The organism is Pelotomaculum propionicicum (assembly GCF_048984525.1).
GTDB lineage: Bacteria > Bacillota > Desulfotomaculia > Desulfotomaculales > Pelotomaculaceae > Syntrophopropionicum > Syntrophopropionicum propionicicum_A.
The window spans coordinates 88,623-104,927 of the sequence record NZ_JBMGJC010000004.1; the positions used below are offsets into that span (position 1 = coordinate 88,623).

Below are 16,305 nucleotides of genomic sequence, written 5' to 3' on the forward strand. Positions count from 1 at the left end.
GGCTTTTTTATTTTAATAAAATTTAATGAAGGAAACAGCGCCCTTCCGTATAAACATAATAAGGAGGGTTTAGTAACTTTAGAAAACATGTGGATTTATATATGAGGTGTTTTGTATGTCAAGTCTCAGGCCTATTGGTTTTTTTGATTCAGGAGTCGGCGGCCTTTCAGTAATGAAAGAGGTGCGCCGCCTGCTGCCGGCGGAGAGCCTTGTATATTTTGCCGACTCGGCGCACTGCCCGTATGGAGTGAAGCCGGTTGAACTAATACGGGGCAGGGCTTATGCAATATGTGATTTTATGATCGGACTGGATGTTAAATTAATAGTAATAGCCAGCAATACAACGTCTGCCGCGGCTCTTGACGCCGTGCGTGAAAAGTACAGCGTTCCGGTTATCGGAGTCGAACCGGCGGTTAAGCCGGCGGCGGCGGCAACGGTTAAAGGCAGGATTGGAGTTATCGCAACAGGGGTTACTCTGGCGGGAGAAAGGTTTGAATCACTGGTAAAAAGGTTCGGGGACGGATTGGAGATATTCACACAGGCGTGTCCCGGACTGGTCGAATTAGTTGAGTCAGGCAGGTGGGACGACAAGGAAACTGAAGAACTGGTTAAATTGTACCTGGATAAACTGCTGGCCAGGGATGTGGATACCATTATACTCGGCTGTACCCATTATCCATTCCTGAGAGCGGTGGTGGAAAAGCTGGCAGGCAGCGGGATAAAAGTAATCGACAGCGGTGAGGCGGTAGCCAGGCAGGTAGCGCGGGTACTGAAAAAAAACGGCCTGGCGGCTGATATAAAATCAACCGGCGGCGAGTCGTTTTTTACCACCGGTGATCCTGAGCATGTAAGGCCGGTGGTACGCCTCCTCTGGGGGAAACAGGACCTGGTTGTGAAGAGGGAAGAGGTTTGAACATGGCAGCGGTTTTTAATTTGCCATATTAGATTTTATTTATGAAGGTGGTTGCATGCGCTGTAGGGACTGTGTGTTTTTCAAAACCTGGAAGTCGTTTGAAGCCGCTATGTGCGAGGCGACAAAGTTACCGGCCGATCCAATGGACAAGCCCTGTGAGAAGTTCACTCCCAGAGGTATTACCAACGAGTGGGGTGAAAGAACCATTGGTGTGACATGCCGTTAAATTTAGTATGTAGTCAGTTAAGCCGGTAATAGTTTTACAATTTAGATGGTATCAAGTAAAATATTACTCGACATTATAAGGAACTTTTTACAAGAAGGTTGTTAGATGAGACAAAAAAAAATCACGTATGCCGCCTTGGCCGCCGCTATGTTTTCAATTTTAATAGCGATGACTTTTTTCCTTCATTATTCATGGGCGGAGCCTAACAATTTGGTCCAGGTGGCTCTTTTGGTCGGGGAATTGCGTACGGAACAGGATAAAGAGATCCTGGCTGTTTATGAGCAAATCCTAAAAGAAGAAGGGTTTCCTTACCGGGTTGTTTGGCCGGCTGAACTGACAGGGTATGCGCCGGGGGAACTGAAGGGCCGCTATCAGGCCATTGTGGCGCCTGAAGCTATTAATTCCACGATGACCCGGGACACAGCCGATATTATATCGTCATATGTCAGAGATCAGGGCGGGCCCGTACTCTTTTCCCTGGATCCCGCTACCGTTGCTGCTGGCGGGGACCAGCAGCCCGCGCCGTTACTGGCGGATTTATTGGGTGTAAAATATGATATGCCTGCGGCTGACGGCAAGGTATCCTCCTATTCCGGCAGCTTGTATTTTAAAGATAAGGAGACCGGGCGGGCATGGGGAATCACGCCGGGTAAGCTTGACCAGGACAACGCCTACAGCACCTATGCTTACGGAAAAATAAAGTTTGATCATACCAGGGCGCTGAACGTTGACGCTCAGGTCGCGGCTATGGACAGGATTAACGGCGCCGAGGTGCCCGTTATAACTGTAAAAAATTACGACAGTGGTGGAAGCGCTGTTTATGCCAATGTTCCCCTGGCCAAATGCAAACTGAGGTCGGATGACCTCCTGCCCAGGTCTGTCCTGCGTACTTTTCTGATCGACCACGCAAAAATACCCCGCCTGGTGAACAGCCCGGACGGCATGGGCGGTTTTGTTTTCAACCTGCACATATGCAGCGGCGCCTATTTCAAGGCGCTGACAGTGATGCTGATGCAGGGACTTTTTAACAGCGAGATGCCGTTATCGATCCATATTACGGCAGGGCCTGACACATACAAACTGGGAGACAACATGGGTTACTATGCAGAAAGTGAGTACAGGGGCCGGCCGGTTTTGGAAGTGCTTCAGAACTACGGAGAAATTGGCTCGCACGGAGGATGGGCCCACAACTTCTTTGCTTATAACCTTCAATACCTGCCCCGGGGCAAAGCCTTTCAGCTCCTGGAGTGGAACTCCCGGGCACTGGAGGCGGTAACGGGTAAAAAGGTAATCGAGTACAGCGCGCCCGGCGGCAACCATCCTTTCTGGGTCAATAATAAGCTTGAGGAAATGGGTGTAAACTCTTATTACTATGCCGGAGACTCGGGCTCAAGCCCCTCCCACCCGCGCATATATGAAAGTTACGCCAGCCAGAATTTATGGGCGTTCCCCATCACGCCGTACCGCCAGTACGCTTCACTGGAGGAAATGGAAAGAGGCCATGTGCCGGAGGAAGAAGTTAAGCAGTGGATAGAGGATTTAATCGATTTCTCGGCTGAAGAAAAAGTAATCAGGATGGTCTACACCCACCCCTCAGACACCCGTTTTTGCATGGAAGCGATCAGGACCCTGGAGGAAAAAGCCCTGGCCGAGCAAGGTGCAGGACGGATTAAGGCTTCCCCGATGAGCCGGTTTGCGGAATTTTTGAACCGTTACGCAAAAACGAAGTGTGAGATAAAAAAGGCTGACAACGACTATTCCATTGTGCTGGAAAACCCGGAAGGGCTGAAAGATATTACTGTCGCCGTCTACGTGGGGGAAGAAAATAAGATAGTTATGGACAGCGATGTGAAAACGTCGGAAGAAGACGGCTGGCTCTACATTACTGTAACTTCCAACCCACAGAAAAAGACGATTGACGTCAATACAATCTAGCAATGTTTGTAAAACCACTTTCCAGTGGCAAACTACTGATAACGGGGGATAACTGTGAATCTTAACTGTGGTTTAATCGGTCTGCCAATGGTGGGTAAAACCACTATTTTCAACCTGCTCACCGGCGCCGACGCTGAGACATCCAATTTCCTGACCGGCAAGACGGAGACAAACAGCAGGGCGGCTGTCGTGGCAGACCCCAGGGTTGATTTCCTGAGCGCCATGTACAAGCCGCGCAAGACCATCCATGCCATGATCCAGTTCAGTGACGTGCCTGGTTTGGTTCAAGGCTCGAGCCAGGGGCAGGGTGTGGGCAACCAGTTTTTAAATTCAATCCGAAATGTGGATATGCTCGCTCACATAGTGCGCGCCTTCGCCAATAACGATGTGCCGCATGTCAGCGGTGAAGTTAACCCGCTGCGGGATATTGAAACGATAAATATGGAACTCCTTCTGGCTGACATGGAGATAATTGAGAAGAGGATCGAAAGGATTAAAAACGGTAAAAAGGTTAAAAAAGAAAACGTCACTGAGCTCGAGGTGCTGGAAAAATGTTTGAGCTCACTGGAAAATGAAATATCAATTGGCCAGCTTGATTTAACCGACAGCGAAAAGGCTGTTTTGAAAAATTACAGCTTCCTTACCGAAAAACCTATTTTACTGGTAATAAATACGGATGAACAGCAGTTCAAGTCAAAGTCCTATCCCGGCAAGGAACTGGTAGAAACTTACGCTAGCGAGCGAGGTCTGCCCTTACTGGAGATATGCGGGAAAATTGAAATGGAAATAAGCCAGCTGCCTGCTGAGGACAGGGAATTATTCATGGCCGACCTGGGTATCGTTGAGTCCGGTATTGACCGCCTGGCGCGGGCCGCCTATGATTTCCTGGGGCTGATATCGTTTCTTACAGTGGGCGCGGACGAGGTTAAAGCCTGGACCGTCCAGAGGAACACCGACGCTAAATCGGCGGCGGGTAAGATCCACTCTGACATAGAGAGAGGGTTTATCAGGGCCGAAGTAGTGAAATACCGTGATCTGGAGAGCCTGGGGAGCATGGCCAAAGTTAAAGAAAAAGGCCTGAGCCGCCTGGAAGGCAAGGACTATATTGTTGAAGACGGTGACATAATAAATTTCAGGTTTAATGTATGAGCCAATAAACCCGCACCAGCTGCGGGTTTTAATATCAGTCATCCTTTATTAAAACAAATAGACAGGATTAACGGGATTTAAATTGATTTACAGGATTATAACTGTCAATATGTTTTTGGAATAGAAAAGAGGGTGCTTCTGGCCAGGCAGACCGGCCTGACCAGAATTTATAAATAAAATGAACTTAGCGGAATTTTTGAAAGTCTAAGTTATATGACGCTAAAGTATATAATTAGCAGTCATATAACTTTTTTGGTTATTATGTCGCCTTATGTCTCATTGAGTGTTTATTTCAATTGGTTTATAATTAAGGGCGTGAATGAAATATTTCTCTTTAAATTAAAATTTTGCTTGCGTATTTAATAATTGGGGGTGATTTTTATTCTTAATGATACTTTGGACAAACCCTTGAAGGAGGAAATAATTTTGCGCAAAAAGTGCTCCGCTGTTTTCCTGTGGCTGAACGTTATACTGACCGTTGCAGTGATTTATCTTTTTACGCCTTCATGGGCGGGCGCGTACCAGGTCATTTCAAAAACCAGCGCGGAGGAGATAATCACCCAGGGCGCGTCTCTGCAGACAATCCGGATGAAAACGGACGGGGGACCGCTTAACGTATACATCCTTAAAGCCGATCTGAGCGACCCTTTATTAAAAATAGACACAATCGTGGGCAGTGACGGCACCATGAACAAAAACCAGACTGTTACCGATATGGCCAAACGCACCGGGGCGGTGGCCGCCATAAACGGTGATTTTTTTCAAATGATGGAGAGCGGGCGCACCATAGGCCTTGCTTACCAGGGCGGTAAGCTGGTGGAAAGCCCCGCCCTTAGGAATGACATGTACGGCTTTGGCCTGACAACTGATAAAACGCCGCTGATTGAGTTATTTAATTTCAGAGGTACGGTCACGGCCGCTAACGGTAAGAGCTTTTCCCTGGCAGGGATAAATAAACCCGGGTACTTGCTGATGTCTGACAAGTCTTCCGATATCGACACCTTAAACCTGTATAACACACTCTGGGGCACTACCAGCAGGGGCAAGCTGTCCAACCTGACCGGGGTGATGGAAGCTGTCGTCCAGAACGGTGTGGTGCAAAAGGTTTTAACAGATCAGCCGGGTGTGGCTATACCGGCGAACGGCTATATACTGAAAGGGCACGGGCAGGCGGCAAAATTTATAAAAGACAACCTGAAGCCGGGTTCAAAAGTCAGCTACAATTACACAGTGGAGCCCGGCGGCAGCAGTCTCTTCGCGGCAGTCGGCGGCCAGGCTTTACTGGTGCAGGACGGACACCTGCCGCCTTACTTCAGCCAAAACATAACCGGAAAGCACGCCAGGACCGCCGCTGGGATTTCAAAAGACGGGAACACTCTTTACCTGGTGGCTGTTGAAAAGCAGGCCTCCTCTGACGGTACGGCTGTCAGCGTGGGTATGACCCAGGAAGAGCTGGCCGGCTTCTTAATCTCTATTGGTGTGTGGAGAGCCGTAAACCTTGACGGCGGCGGTTCTACAACCATGGCGGCGCGCCACCTGGGAGATTTCAACGCCAGCCTGGTTAACCAGCCGCAGGGTACAACCCAGCGTCGGGTGCCGGACGCCATAGGTGTTTTCTCGCTGGCTCCGCAGGGAAAGCTTTCCGGTTTGAGCGTCAGCGGTCCCAGCTTGCTGCTGGCCGGCACCAGCGGTGTGTTTGAGGTCAAAGGGGGATACGACCAGTATTACAACCCTGCGCGGGTATCTTCCAGCGGCGTGACGTTTTCCGCGCCGGCCGGCGCCGGTAGTTTCCAGGGCAGTGTTTTTACACCCGCCAAAAGCGGCAGCGTTACAGTTACCGCGTCCCTGGGCAATGTGAGCGGGACGGCAACGGTGAAGGTAATCGGCCTGGAAATGATTTCACAGCTGGTTATCAGCCCCAACCCGGTACAAGTTGAACCAGGGAAGTCTGCCCAAATGTCTTTAAAAGTTAAAACGTACAGCGGGGAAACATTTGATATAAAACCGTCTGATGTTAAATGGAGTGTCGACGGCTCCGCGGGACAAATTGTCGATGGAGTATTCACAGCGGTTCAAAACGCGGCTAAGGGTCAGATCACAGCGACTTTCCAGGGGCTGACCGCTTCAGTGCCGGTCACGGTTAAACCGCCCTGGGAAGACCTTCAGGTCAATCCCGAAAAGGATTCCGCAGTGACACTGGACGATTGGGTTGAAGTACAGTTTCCCGCCGGGACTACATCCGAAACGGTAGACGTCAGGCTGGCGTATGAGTCTTATTTTTCTGATGTACCTTCAGGAATTTATGTGCTTGGCGCGGTAAACTTAAACCCGGTTGATGGGCAGGAAGCGGATCTTAATGCCCCCCTGCGGGTTAACTGGTTGTACAGCAAGGATGTGCTCAGCCACCGGCCGGTGATAATGCTGTATGACGACAATGCGAAACAATGGCAGGAACAGCCGGCCAGAATTGAAGGAGACGGGACCACCAGGACTATTTCCGCCAGGGTATGGGGATTTGGCCGGTTGGTGCTGGTTGATGACAAGCGTCCTGCGCCGGTATTTAAAGACACGGTTGGTCATTGGGCCAATCCGTCTATCGTAAGGCTTGCTGCAAGCGGGGTACTCGGCGGTTTTCCGGACGGCACATTTGCGCCCGAACGGCCGGTAACCAGGGCGCAATTCGCCTATGCGCTGGCGACCGCATTAAAATGGCCGGCCCCCGAAAGCAGAGTTTCTTTTAAAGATTATGTCCCCGATTGGGCCAGGGGGGCAGTGGAAAAAGCAGTTTCCCGGGGAGTAATTACCGGATACCCGGACGGAACATTCATGCCGGACGCCGGGATTACCAGGAGTGAAATGGCCGTCATGATTGACAGGGCTTTAAGGCTTGATAAATCAGATAGTACATTAAATTGCAAGGACCTTAGCAAGATTCCGGATTATGCTCTGGGTTCGGTAAACAGGGTGACTGCCGCCGGTATCCTTCAGACCAGCGAAGGATATTTCAATCCTCTCAAGGGAGTATCCCGTGCGGAAATGGCGGCTGCACTGGCCAGGGTGTTGTACTGGTGGTCGGAACACCCTTAAAATCTATATATCAAGATTTATTTTCAATCCGGCAGGAAAGTAATACATCTTAAAGAATTATATATAAAATAATATTTGAACCAACAGGTGCCCGTAAGGGAGAATAGGGAATCAGGTGAAAGTCCTGAGCGGTCCCGCCACTGTTACCGGGAGTCCGCCGCGGTAATGCCACTGTGAGTAAGCTGTCACGGGAAGGCCGCGGCGAACGATGAACGAAGCCAGGAGACCTGCCTGTTGGATAAATGCCCGCGAGGTAAGGGTGACCCGGAGGATGATGGAAAAGTCCACGGCCTGTTTAAAGGCTGTGGTTTTTTTTATATCTCAATTAGAAATATGGAAGGGGAATGAAGATGCTGCTTGAAAAGACGTTAAGTGAAATTGGTGATCTTGACCGGGATGCGATGAAAAAGGCGCAAATAAGGCTGGACAGCCTGATCAAGCCTCCGGGGAGCCTCGGCATACTTGAGGAGATAGCGGTACAGCTGGCCGGAATAACGCGCAATCCCCGCCCCCAAATCGGAGAAAAAGCTGTAATAATAATGGCCGGCGACCACGGTGTGGTGGAAGAAGGTGTGAGCGTCGCGCCGCAGGAGGTTACCGCGCAGATGCTGCCTGCTTTTATTGAGGGAGTGGCCGGGATCGGAGTGCTCGCCAAACATGCCGGCGCCAGGATCATCGTAGTTGATGTGGGTGTAGCGTCGACCGTTGATTTTCCCGGTGTGCTGCAGAAAAAGGTGAAAGCCGGCGCCGGTAACATAGCGAAAGGCCCGGCCATGTCAAGGGAAGAAGCGGTTAAAGCGCTGGAAGTGGGTATCCAGGTGGCGCAGGAGGAGATCGGCCGGGGAGCAAGCCTGCTGGCCACGGGTGATATGGGGATCGGCAACACAACACCCAGCAGCGCAATCTTAGCAGCTCTGGGCGGTTATACCGCGGAGGAAGTCGCCGGTCGGGGGACCCTGGTAAACGACCGGGTGATGGAAGTAAAGATCTGGGCGATTAACCACGCCCTGAAAATCAACAAACCTAATCGCGAGGACGGCATAGACGTCCTGGCAAAGGTAGGAGGTCTTGAAATTGCCGGCCTGGCGGGAGTTATACTGGGAGCCGCGGCGAGGCGTGTGCCGGTATTGATTGACGGTTTTATCACCACCGCGGCTGCCCTGGCAGCGTGTAAAATACAGCCCAAAGCACGCAACTATATCATTGCCTCCCACCTGTCCGGTGAACAGGGCCACCGACTGATGCTGGAAGAGTTGGGCCTGGCGCCGGTGATTAACTTGAATATGCGCCTGGGCGAAGGTACGGGAGCGGCCCTGACCATGCACCTGGTCGAGGCTGCCGCCAAGATCATCCGTGAAATGGCTTCCTTTGACGAGGCCGGCGTCTCCGACCTGGACGAGGACAAAATATTGAGCTAAAATTCTTGTTTTGCTCCATGTAAAACAAATAGACAGGATTAACAGGATTAAAGAATTTAAAAATATATATCACAAGATTTACAGGATTATTAAGATTAACAAGATTTTAAACAAATATTTTTAAATAATTAGATGTATTACAGTGATAAAAATCATTTTACTCAAAAATTCTTTTTACCTTGGGAGTTTGTAAAAAGCCGTTAATATTAAAATTATAAAAATCTTGTTAATCAGTTTTGAAATCATGTTAATCCTGTTAAATTGTTTTCGATCTGTAAACAAGCCAGAGAAAAGCTCTCTGGCTTGTTGAGCAATTAGCTAAGGCGCATTTTTTCAAAGCGGTCTTTCAGGCGGTTGGATACCTCCGGCAGTGTGGTGTATTCCATTTCGTCCAGGTGCAGCCGGTGTGGTTCGAACGGTCCCATGCTGCGGATGAAATTGGCAATCTCATTGGCCTTTTGCCTGGCCAGGTCGTATGATGGATCTGCGAAGAAGTCCTGAGGCCCCAGCAGCCTGCCCTCACACAGCTGAAAGCCCAGGGCCACTACTCTAGGCGGCCCGTCAAAACGGGTCGGGTTGGAGTTCACGACTGGAACAGGCATCAGCGGGCCGGTGTGCGAGCCTCTCATCCAGCCTGAAACAAGATGAGGATTGGCAAAGGGCTCCAGTACTTCACCGACAGCCGGAAAGCCGCTCTGGCACCGTACCAGCAGGACCGGGTCATCCTTACCCACATAACGTCCGGCCATAAGGTTCAGCTTTTGGGTGCTGGAAGCTGCGACTATTTCTTTGGTTTCCTTTTGAAATACTGATTTAATCACATAGCGGCCCGGCGCGCCTATAAATACCAGCATGTCATAAAGTTCTTCCGGGCAGGAGAAGGTAACTTTTTTATTCTCTATCAGGTCACATACTTCAAAAAGGAACCCTTTGTGCATCTTGGGGTCAATCACCAGGCCTATTGTATTGAATGGATCCGCAAACATTTTGTATAGAGGAAGGTTCCAGGCGCCTGGTTCTGTTTTGTCCGCCATAAAAACTATAACCGGTTCACTGCCGCGTTCCTCAAATTCCAGTTCTGCCACGCCTGGCCCGAGCCCCTTGATGTTGCCGGAAAAAGCGTCTGACAGCAAATCCTGCCCGGCCCCGTATAATTTAAGCTTCTTAGCAATCCTGGTGCATGATGCGAATGTGTCCCACGCCAGTTGATGGATTTCCCCGTTGTCCTTGCCTGTCTCATGAGTCATAATCAGGTTTATATCGTCTCCAACATGAGTTACACAAAAATCAATCAAAAGCGGGCTTCCGGTCAGTATCCCCCTGGCGGTTTCCAGCAGTTCCGGGTGAACGCTGGAATGGCCAACAAATCCACCCACGTCTGCTTTAATGACTGTTAAGGTGATATTTTTGCCCATGATTTACCTCCTAATAAAATATTTGCTATAATACTCTATAAATATGCGTCCGTTACCCTCTATGCTTTCTAAAAATATTATACAATAATTAGTGAAAATATTATATACTATTTATCATAATAAATGTAAATAGGTTATACTAATAATTCATTATGTTAGATTATATGGCGTCAGACAAAAGGAGGTTGTGCGATGGGGTTCAGCGGAGAGGGCGATTTTTTAAAAAAAACACTTTTGCAGGCTGAAATAAACCGCTTAAAACACGGAAATGAGGAACAGGATAACAGGAGGACGGTTTTGGACTGGGCACTTATTGCAGGCGAGCATATGGGGCATCTTCTGGGCTCGGTCAGGGAAAACGATCTGGCGGCGGTGGAAAAAGAACTGCTTCATGTGTCCGCCCCTTTGCTCGAGCTTCATAACGCTCTCAACAGAAAAACAACTAAATAAATCATAAAAACTTATTCGGGGTGATGACAGTGCCGGCAGTTGACTTTAAAAAAGAACTCAAACAGCTATACAATATTTCGGGAGCGGACGTGGTGATAATTGATGTTCCGCCAATGAATTTTCTAATGGTGGACGGTGCGGGCAATCCTAACACAACCCGGGAATTTCAGGAAGCGGTAGAGGTATTGTACGGTGTTTCATATGCCCTGAAATTTCGAGTAAAAAAAGCGGGGCTGACAAATTATGTGGTGATGCCCCTGGAAGGTTTGTGGTGGACCGAAAGCATGGCTGAATTCGATCCGGAGGATAAAGGCAAATGGAAATGGACCCTGATGATCATGCAGCCGGAATTTGTGACTGAAGAATATTTTAATGAAGCGGTCAGCGAAATAGGGAAAAAGAAAGACATTCACGTGCTTTCAAAAATAAGATATGAAAGGTATTCTGAAGGTTTATCAGCCCAGATTATGCACATTGGCCCCTATAATACCGAGGGTCCAGACGTGGCCAAACTTCATAATTTTATTTTAGAAAACGGTTACGTATTTGCGGGAAAACATCATGAGGTTTACCTGAGCGACCCTCGCAGGGTAAAAACGGAAAAAATAAAGACCCTGATCAGGCAGCCGATTAGGTTGAAATAGATGCTGTGCAAAAAAATGCTTACATAACAAGAAAAATGTTGCAAGATTGCAGTGCAGTGATAAAATGTAAAAGATAGAGATTTCACTAGCATACCAAAGATAATCTACTTATAGAAAGGAAGGTAGTGGAATTATAAGCAGCTGTTGATAATACTGGTAAACGGCTGCTGTTATGCACTCTATTTCCAGTTGGTTTTTGACTGTTGAATCAGAGTCGATTTAAGAGTCTTAAACATAATCAAGGAAAAACGGATAGAGAATTATTAAATTGTCTGTTATAAGCTAAATGCGCCTGGCACGTATGGCAGAAAACAGAGCAGTCGGCTAATGGCTGAAATGGGCTGGTAAACAATGTCATTCAGCCCATGCTGGAAGACCGTCAATGGAGCCGCGTTTTTCCAAATCAAAGGAGGTATTTGTCTCAGATGAAATTAGCCAACCGGGCGCTTAATATCAGTCCTTCTCAAACCCTGGCCATAGACTCGGAAGCAAAAGCATTATTGGCCAGAGGTGTAGATGTGATTAGTTTCGGGGCGGGGGAACCGGACTTTGATACTCCCGACTACATTAAAGAGGCCGCCGTGGCCGCGATCTGGGCGGGCAAAACCAAGTATACGCCGGTGGCCGGGATCCTGCCGCTGAGAGAAGCTATATGCAGAAAGCTTGAATTTGACCAGGGGCTGAAATATAAGCCGGAACAAATTGTGGTTTCAGCGGGAGCCAAACATTCCCTGTATAACGCCATGCAGGTACTTGTGCAGGAGGGAGATGAGGTAATCCTCCCGGCGCCTTACTGGGTGAGCTATTTGGAGCAGATCAAGCTGGCCGGAGCCACACCAAGGATTATTAACACCAGGGAAGAAAACGGATTTAAGCTTACTCCCGCTGAGCTGGAGAAAGCGATAAACCCGCGCACCAGGCTTTTAATCCTGAACAGCCCCAGCAATCCTACAGGTGTTGTTTATACTGGCGATGACCTCAAGTCTTTGCATGACGTTATATTAAAGTATGATTTCTCAATATTATCCGACGAAATATATGAATGTTTTATATACAACGGGTTGAAACATGTCAGTATCGCCTCGCTGTCACCTGAATTAAAAGGTCGCACTGTGGTTATCAACGGTGTTTCCAAGGCTTATTCCATGACTGGATGGCGGATCGGCTACGCTGCCGCCGAAACCCCGGTAGCCAAGGCAATGGCAAACCTGCAGAGCCACTCGACATCCAATCCCACATCAATTGCCCAGGAAGCCTGCGTGGCGGCTTTAAACGGCGACAAATGCGTGCTGAAGCAAATGATGGTGGAATATTCTAGGCGCAGGAACGTTATGCTTGAAAGGCTGGCCGGCATACCGGGGATAACCTGTATCAAACCCGGCGGATCTTTTTATGCCTTTCCAAATGTAAGCGCTTATTTTGGCCGATTTTACCAGGGAAAACAGATCAACTGCGCCACCGACCTGGCCGCGGTACTGTTGGAAGAAGCTCATGTAGCCGTTGTTCCCGGGGTGGCGTTCGGTAATGATGATTATTTCAGGCTTTCTTATGTCTGTTCAATGGAGAAGATTAACGAGGGGCTTGACCGCATCTCGGATCTTTTGGGAAAATTAAAATAAAGACGATAATCAAAAATAAATACCCCAATATCACAAAAAAATAATAATTAGCGCTAAAAAATAAAATATTAGTCATGGCATCAGGAAATCTTATGGATGGTTATATTAACACGGGTGGTGAAGTTTTGGTAAAAAGCATGACCGGTTACGGCTGGGGAGAGGCCGGCATACACGGAAAAAATTTTACTATTGAGCTGAAAGCGGTAAACCACCGCTATAACGAAGTGGTGCTCCGTCTGCCGCGGAACCTCTCGCCCCTTGAGGAGCGAATAAGGCGAATGATCCAGTCCCGTATCGCCCGCGGGCGGGTTGACGGGTTTTTAAACATGAAGGACAGCGACGAAAAGACCTCTGCCGTAAAAGTTGACAAAGGACTTGCCGGAGCGTATTATAAGGCAATAAAAGAACTGCAGGAAAGCCTTGGCATAGACGGTAAAATCAAGATAAAAAACCTGGTGGACCTGCCTGGCGTATTGGCGCTGGAAGACCCGCCTGAGAATGTCGAGGAATGGTGGCCGGCAGTCCTTGAGGCGCTGGAGAGCGCTTTGGATGGACTGGTCCGGATGAGGGCTGAAGAGGGCAGACAGCTGGCTTCAGACCTTGTGAGCAGGGTAGAGCGGATTTCCGCGCTTAATGCAAATATTAGAGACAGGTCTCCCGTTGTCGTGGTGGAATACAGGGAGAGACTGGGCGCCCGTTTAAATGATTTTATGAAAGACAGCGGGCTGGCGCCCGAACGGCTGGCGGCTGAAGCAGCGCTTTTTGCTGAGCGCTCAAACATAACCGAGGAAACAGTGCGGTTGGAAAGCCACCTTAAACAGGCCCGTTCCTGTCTTCAGTCGGATGAGTCCGTAGGAAGGAAGCTTGACTTTATTGTCCAGGAGATGAACAGGGAGATAAACACCATTGCCTCTAAGGCCAACGATCTGGAGATAAGCCGCTGGGCTGTCGAGGTAAAAAGTGAGCTTGAGAAAATCAGGGAACAGGTGCAGAATATTGAATGATACAGACAGAAAGGAGCAGTAAAATGGAGATTAAATTAATCAACATAGGTTTCGGCAATATTGTATCAGCCAACCGTATTATTTCCATAGTAAGCCCGGAATCAGCCCCTATAAAAAGAATAATCACAGAGGCCAGGGACAGGGGCATGCTGATTGACGCCACATACGGGCGGCGCACCAGGGCTGTTATAATTACGGACAGCGATCATGTAATATTGTCCGCGGTACAACCTGAAACCGTGGCCAACCGTCTTGTATCAAAAGAGGCAGCGCCTCAGACAGAAGAACCTGCTGATTAAAAGTGGAGTTATGAAAGTGAAAAAAAAGGGTTTGCTGCTGGTCTTATCAGGACCGTCAGGAGCGGGAAAAGGGACTGTTTGCAGGGCGCTGCTTAAGAACCAGCCTTCTCTGCGCCTGTCCGTATCGGCTACCACCAGACCTCCCCGGCAGGGAGAGGCGGATGGCGTGGATTACTTTTTCTTAGATAAAGAAGTTTTCCAAGATATGCTTAAAGACGGGCAGCTTCTGGAATATGCGGAGGTATACGACAATTACTATGGGACACCTCTGCGTTTTGTAAATGACGGGCTGTCAGAAGGACGCGACATCATATTGGAAATAGATATCCAGGGCGCCCTGCAGGTAAAAGAAAAGTATCCTGAGGCAGTGCTGATTTTTATTGCTCCGCCATCCAGGTTTGAACTTGAAAAGCGATTGTACTCCCGCGGCGCAGACAGCAGGGAGGTAATTGAAAAACGCCTGCGGTGTACGGCCGGCGAGATGGATCTGGCAAACCGTTATGACTACATATTAATAAACGATGAGGTTGCACGGGTTGCGGAAAAGATAAAGTCGATCATTACCGCTGAAAAATCCAGACCCCGTTATTTTGAATCATTTTTAAAAAGTTTTATTTAAACTTAAACAGCAAAAAGTATAGAGCCGGAGGGTGGTTATGATCCAACTGTCTCTAGATGAACTTATGGAAAAAGTTGACAGCAGGTATACCCTGGTAGTGGTTGCGGCCAAGCGGGCCAGGGTGCTGACGGAGAAGGGCGCCAGCAGGGCTGACGGGAATATGAGAAAGCCTGTTATTTCTGCCTTAATGGAAATTGCCCGGGACAAAATCAGCTATAAGAGAACCAGGATAGGTATAAAGTAGGATTTTCTTCGTCGGGCTGTTTGCCGGTTTCAAAGATTATTATTCACAGCCGACAATAGATTCACCAGGGGGAAGACCATGCTGGCTGGAAAAATTATTACCGTCGGTATTACCGGCGGCATAGCAGTTTTTAAGGCTGCCCAATTGGTCAGCAGCCTGAAGGCCGGCGGGGCCGAGGTCAATGTTATTATGACCAGGTCCGCCCAGGAGTTTGTTAAGCCGCTTACTTTCCAGGTGTTGTCGGGTAATTCCGTGCGCACAGACCTTTTTGATGAGATGCGCGGCGCCGTACAGCATATCGAACTGGCTACCCGCCCGGAACTGCTTGTTGTTGCCCCGGCCACCGCCAATATATTAGGCAAGGTGGCTAACGGCATCGCGGACGACCTCCTCTCCACTGTGATTATGGCGGCATCATGCCCGGTACTTTTCTGCCCGGCTATGAACGTCAACATGTATAATAACGCGGTGGTCCAGCGCAATATATCAAGCCTGCGTGAACTTGGCTATGAATTTGTCGACCCTGGCACGGGACGCCTGGCCTGCGGCGTAGAGGGCCGGGGCAGGCTGGCTGATTTAGATCAAATTATGGAAAAGATAGAGAGCCTGCTTTGCTACAGCAAAGATATGGAAGGCTTAACTGTTATGGTGACAGCGGGCCCTACGGTTGAGCCGATTGACCCCGTCCGTTATATCACCAACCGCAGCACCGGTAAAATGGGTTACGCGGTGGCCAAAGCGGCAGCCGGGAGGGGAGCAAAAACGCTGCTGGTCAGCGGCCCCACTGCTCTCAAGCCGCCGGGCGGCGTGAATTTTATCAGCGTGGAAAGCGCTTTGCAGATGTATGAAGCAGTAATGGAACATTACCCCGCTGCCGATGTTGTGGTTAAAACGGCCGCTGTGGCTGACTACAGGCCAAAAGAAGTCTCCAGCCAGAAAATTAAAAAGCGCGGCGGGCCGCTGACTCTTGAGTTGGTCAGGAATTACGACATCCTGGCGGAAATGGGCAAAATTAAGAATAAACAGGTCCTGGTGGGGTTTGCCGCCGAAACCACGGACCTGGAGAAAAACTCGCTGCTGAAGGTGGAGTCAAAGAACCTGGACTTTCTGGTGGCGAATGACATTACCCAGGCCGGGGCGGGGTTCGGATCAGATACTAACATAGTGAAATTCGTATACCCGGGCGGTGATGTGAAACCAATGCCGCTGATGGATAAAACGGTCCTGGCCAACCGGATCCTGGACGAGGCGCTGGCTGTCAGCCAGAAACGTAAATAAGAGCG

15 protein-coding genes and 1 riboswitch are annotated in these 16,305 nt (G+C 49.2%); of the genes, 14 read left to right on the forward strand and 1 reads right to left on the reverse strand.

The genetic code is table 11. The annotated features are described in order from the left end of the window. The first annotated feature begins 115 nt into the window (after positions 1-115). The 6 genes from murI (at position 116) to cobT (ending at position 8,728) form a co-directional block, all read left to right on the forward strand. The gene (gene murI, locus ACOBQJ_RS05645) at positions 116-913 is read left to right on the forward strand and encodes a glutamate racemase (RefSeq protein ID WP_421070754.1); all 798 of its coding nucleotides are present in this window, start codon (positions 116-118) and stop codon (positions 911-913) included. A gap of 55 nt (positions 914-968) precedes the next feature. Continuing rightward, complete coding sequence (locus tag ACOBQJ_RS05650; RefSeq protein WP_421070755.1) at positions 969-1,139, forward strand: hypothetical protein; 171 nt, start codon at positions 969-971, stop codon at positions 1,137-1,139. Positions 1,140-1,244: 105 nt separating this feature from the next. Further along, a complete protein-coding gene (locus tag ACOBQJ_RS05655) occupies positions 1,245-3,074 on the forward strand; it encodes a hypothetical protein (protein WP_421070756.1) in 1,830 nt (609 codons plus the stop codon). A gap of 48 nt (positions 3,075-3,122) precedes the next feature. Continuing rightward, complete coding sequence (ychF, locus tag ACOBQJ_RS05660) at positions 3,123-4,223, forward strand: redox-regulated ATPase YchF (protein ID WP_421070931.1); 1,101 nt, start codon at positions 3,123-3,125, stop codon at positions 4,221-4,223. 426 nt (positions 4,224-4,649) lie between these two features. Next, positions 4,650-7,310, forward strand: coding sequence for an S-layer homology domain-containing protein (locus tag ACOBQJ_RS05665; RefSeq protein ID WP_421070757.1), 2,661 nt, complete (start codon positions 4,650-4,652; stop codon positions 7,308-7,310). A gap of 68 nt (positions 7,311-7,378) precedes the next feature. Then, positions 7,379-7,560: riboswitch (cobalamin riboswitch) on the forward strand. 100 nt (positions 7,561-7,660) lie between these two features. Then, entirely contained in the window at positions 7,661-8,728 is a 1,068-nt protein-coding gene (gene cobT, locus ACOBQJ_RS05670; RefSeq protein ID WP_421070758.1) for a nicotinate-nucleotide--dimethylbenzimidazole phosphoribosyltransferase, read from the forward strand. 314 nt (positions 8,729-9,042) lie between these two features. Here cobT and fbp read toward each other — a convergent pair whose 3' ends face one another. Further along, positions 9,043-10,143, reverse strand: a complete 1,101-nt coding sequence (gene fbp, locus ACOBQJ_RS05675) for a fructose-1,6-bisphosphate aldolase/phosphatase (protein WP_421070759.1) — start codon at positions 10,141-10,143, stop codon at positions 9,043-9,045. Between the two features lie 192 nt (positions 10,144-10,335). Here fbp and ACOBQJ_RS05680 point away from each other — a divergent pair, with 192 nt between their 5' ends. The 8 genes from ACOBQJ_RS05680 (at position 10,336) to coaBC (ending at position 16,300) form a co-directional block, all read left to right on the forward strand. Continuing rightward, on the forward strand, positions 10,336-10,593 hold the full coding sequence (locus tag ACOBQJ_RS05680; RefSeq protein WP_421070760.1) for a hypothetical protein: 258 nt from the start codon (positions 10,336-10,338) through the stop codon (positions 10,591-10,593). 29 nt (positions 10,594-10,622) lie between these two features. Then, positions 10,623-11,237: a GyrI-like domain-containing protein gene (locus tag ACOBQJ_RS05685; protein WP_421070761.1), complete on the forward strand. Its 615-nt coding sequence runs from the start codon at positions 10,623-10,625 to the stop codon at positions 11,235-11,237. A gap of 425 nt (positions 11,238-11,662) precedes the next feature. Continuing rightward, the gene (locus tag ACOBQJ_RS05690; protein WP_421070762.1) at positions 11,663-12,856 is read left to right on the forward strand and encodes a pyridoxal phosphate-dependent aminotransferase; all 1,194 of its coding nucleotides are present in this window, start codon (positions 11,663-11,665) and stop codon (positions 12,854-12,856) included. A gap of 125 nt (positions 12,857-12,981) precedes the next feature. Beyond that, a complete protein-coding gene (locus ACOBQJ_RS05695) occupies positions 12,982-13,860 on the forward strand; it encodes a YicC/YloC family endoribonuclease (RefSeq protein ID WP_421070763.1) in 879 nt (292 codons plus the stop codon). A gap of 23 nt (positions 13,861-13,883) precedes the next feature. Continuing rightward, positions 13,884-14,159: an extracellular matrix/biofilm regulator RemA gene (gene remA, locus ACOBQJ_RS05700; RefSeq protein WP_421070764.1), complete on the forward strand. Its 276-nt coding sequence runs from the start codon at positions 13,884-13,886 to the stop codon at positions 14,157-14,159. Between the two features lie 10 nt (positions 14,160-14,169). Beyond that, positions 14,170-14,778, forward strand: coding sequence for a guanylate kinase (gene gmk / locus ACOBQJ_RS05705; RefSeq protein WP_421070765.1), 609 nt, complete (start codon positions 14,170-14,172; stop codon positions 14,776-14,778). A 37-nt stretch (positions 14,779-14,815) separates the two neighbouring features. Beyond that, on the forward strand, positions 14,816-15,022 hold the full coding sequence (gene rpoZ, locus ACOBQJ_RS05710; RefSeq protein ID WP_421070766.1) for a DNA-directed RNA polymerase subunit omega: 207 nt from the start codon (positions 14,816-14,818) through the stop codon (positions 15,020-15,022). Positions 15,023-15,100: 78 nt separating this feature from the next. Continuing rightward, positions 15,101-16,300 (forward strand): bifunctional phosphopantothenoylcysteine decarboxylase/phosphopantothenate--cysteine ligase CoaBC, encoded by a 1,200-nt coding sequence (gene coaBC, locus ACOBQJ_RS05715; protein ID WP_421070767.1) that lies wholly within the window; start codon positions 15,101-15,103, stop codon positions 16,298-16,300. The last annotated feature ends 5 nt before the right edge of the window (positions 16,301-16,305 follow it).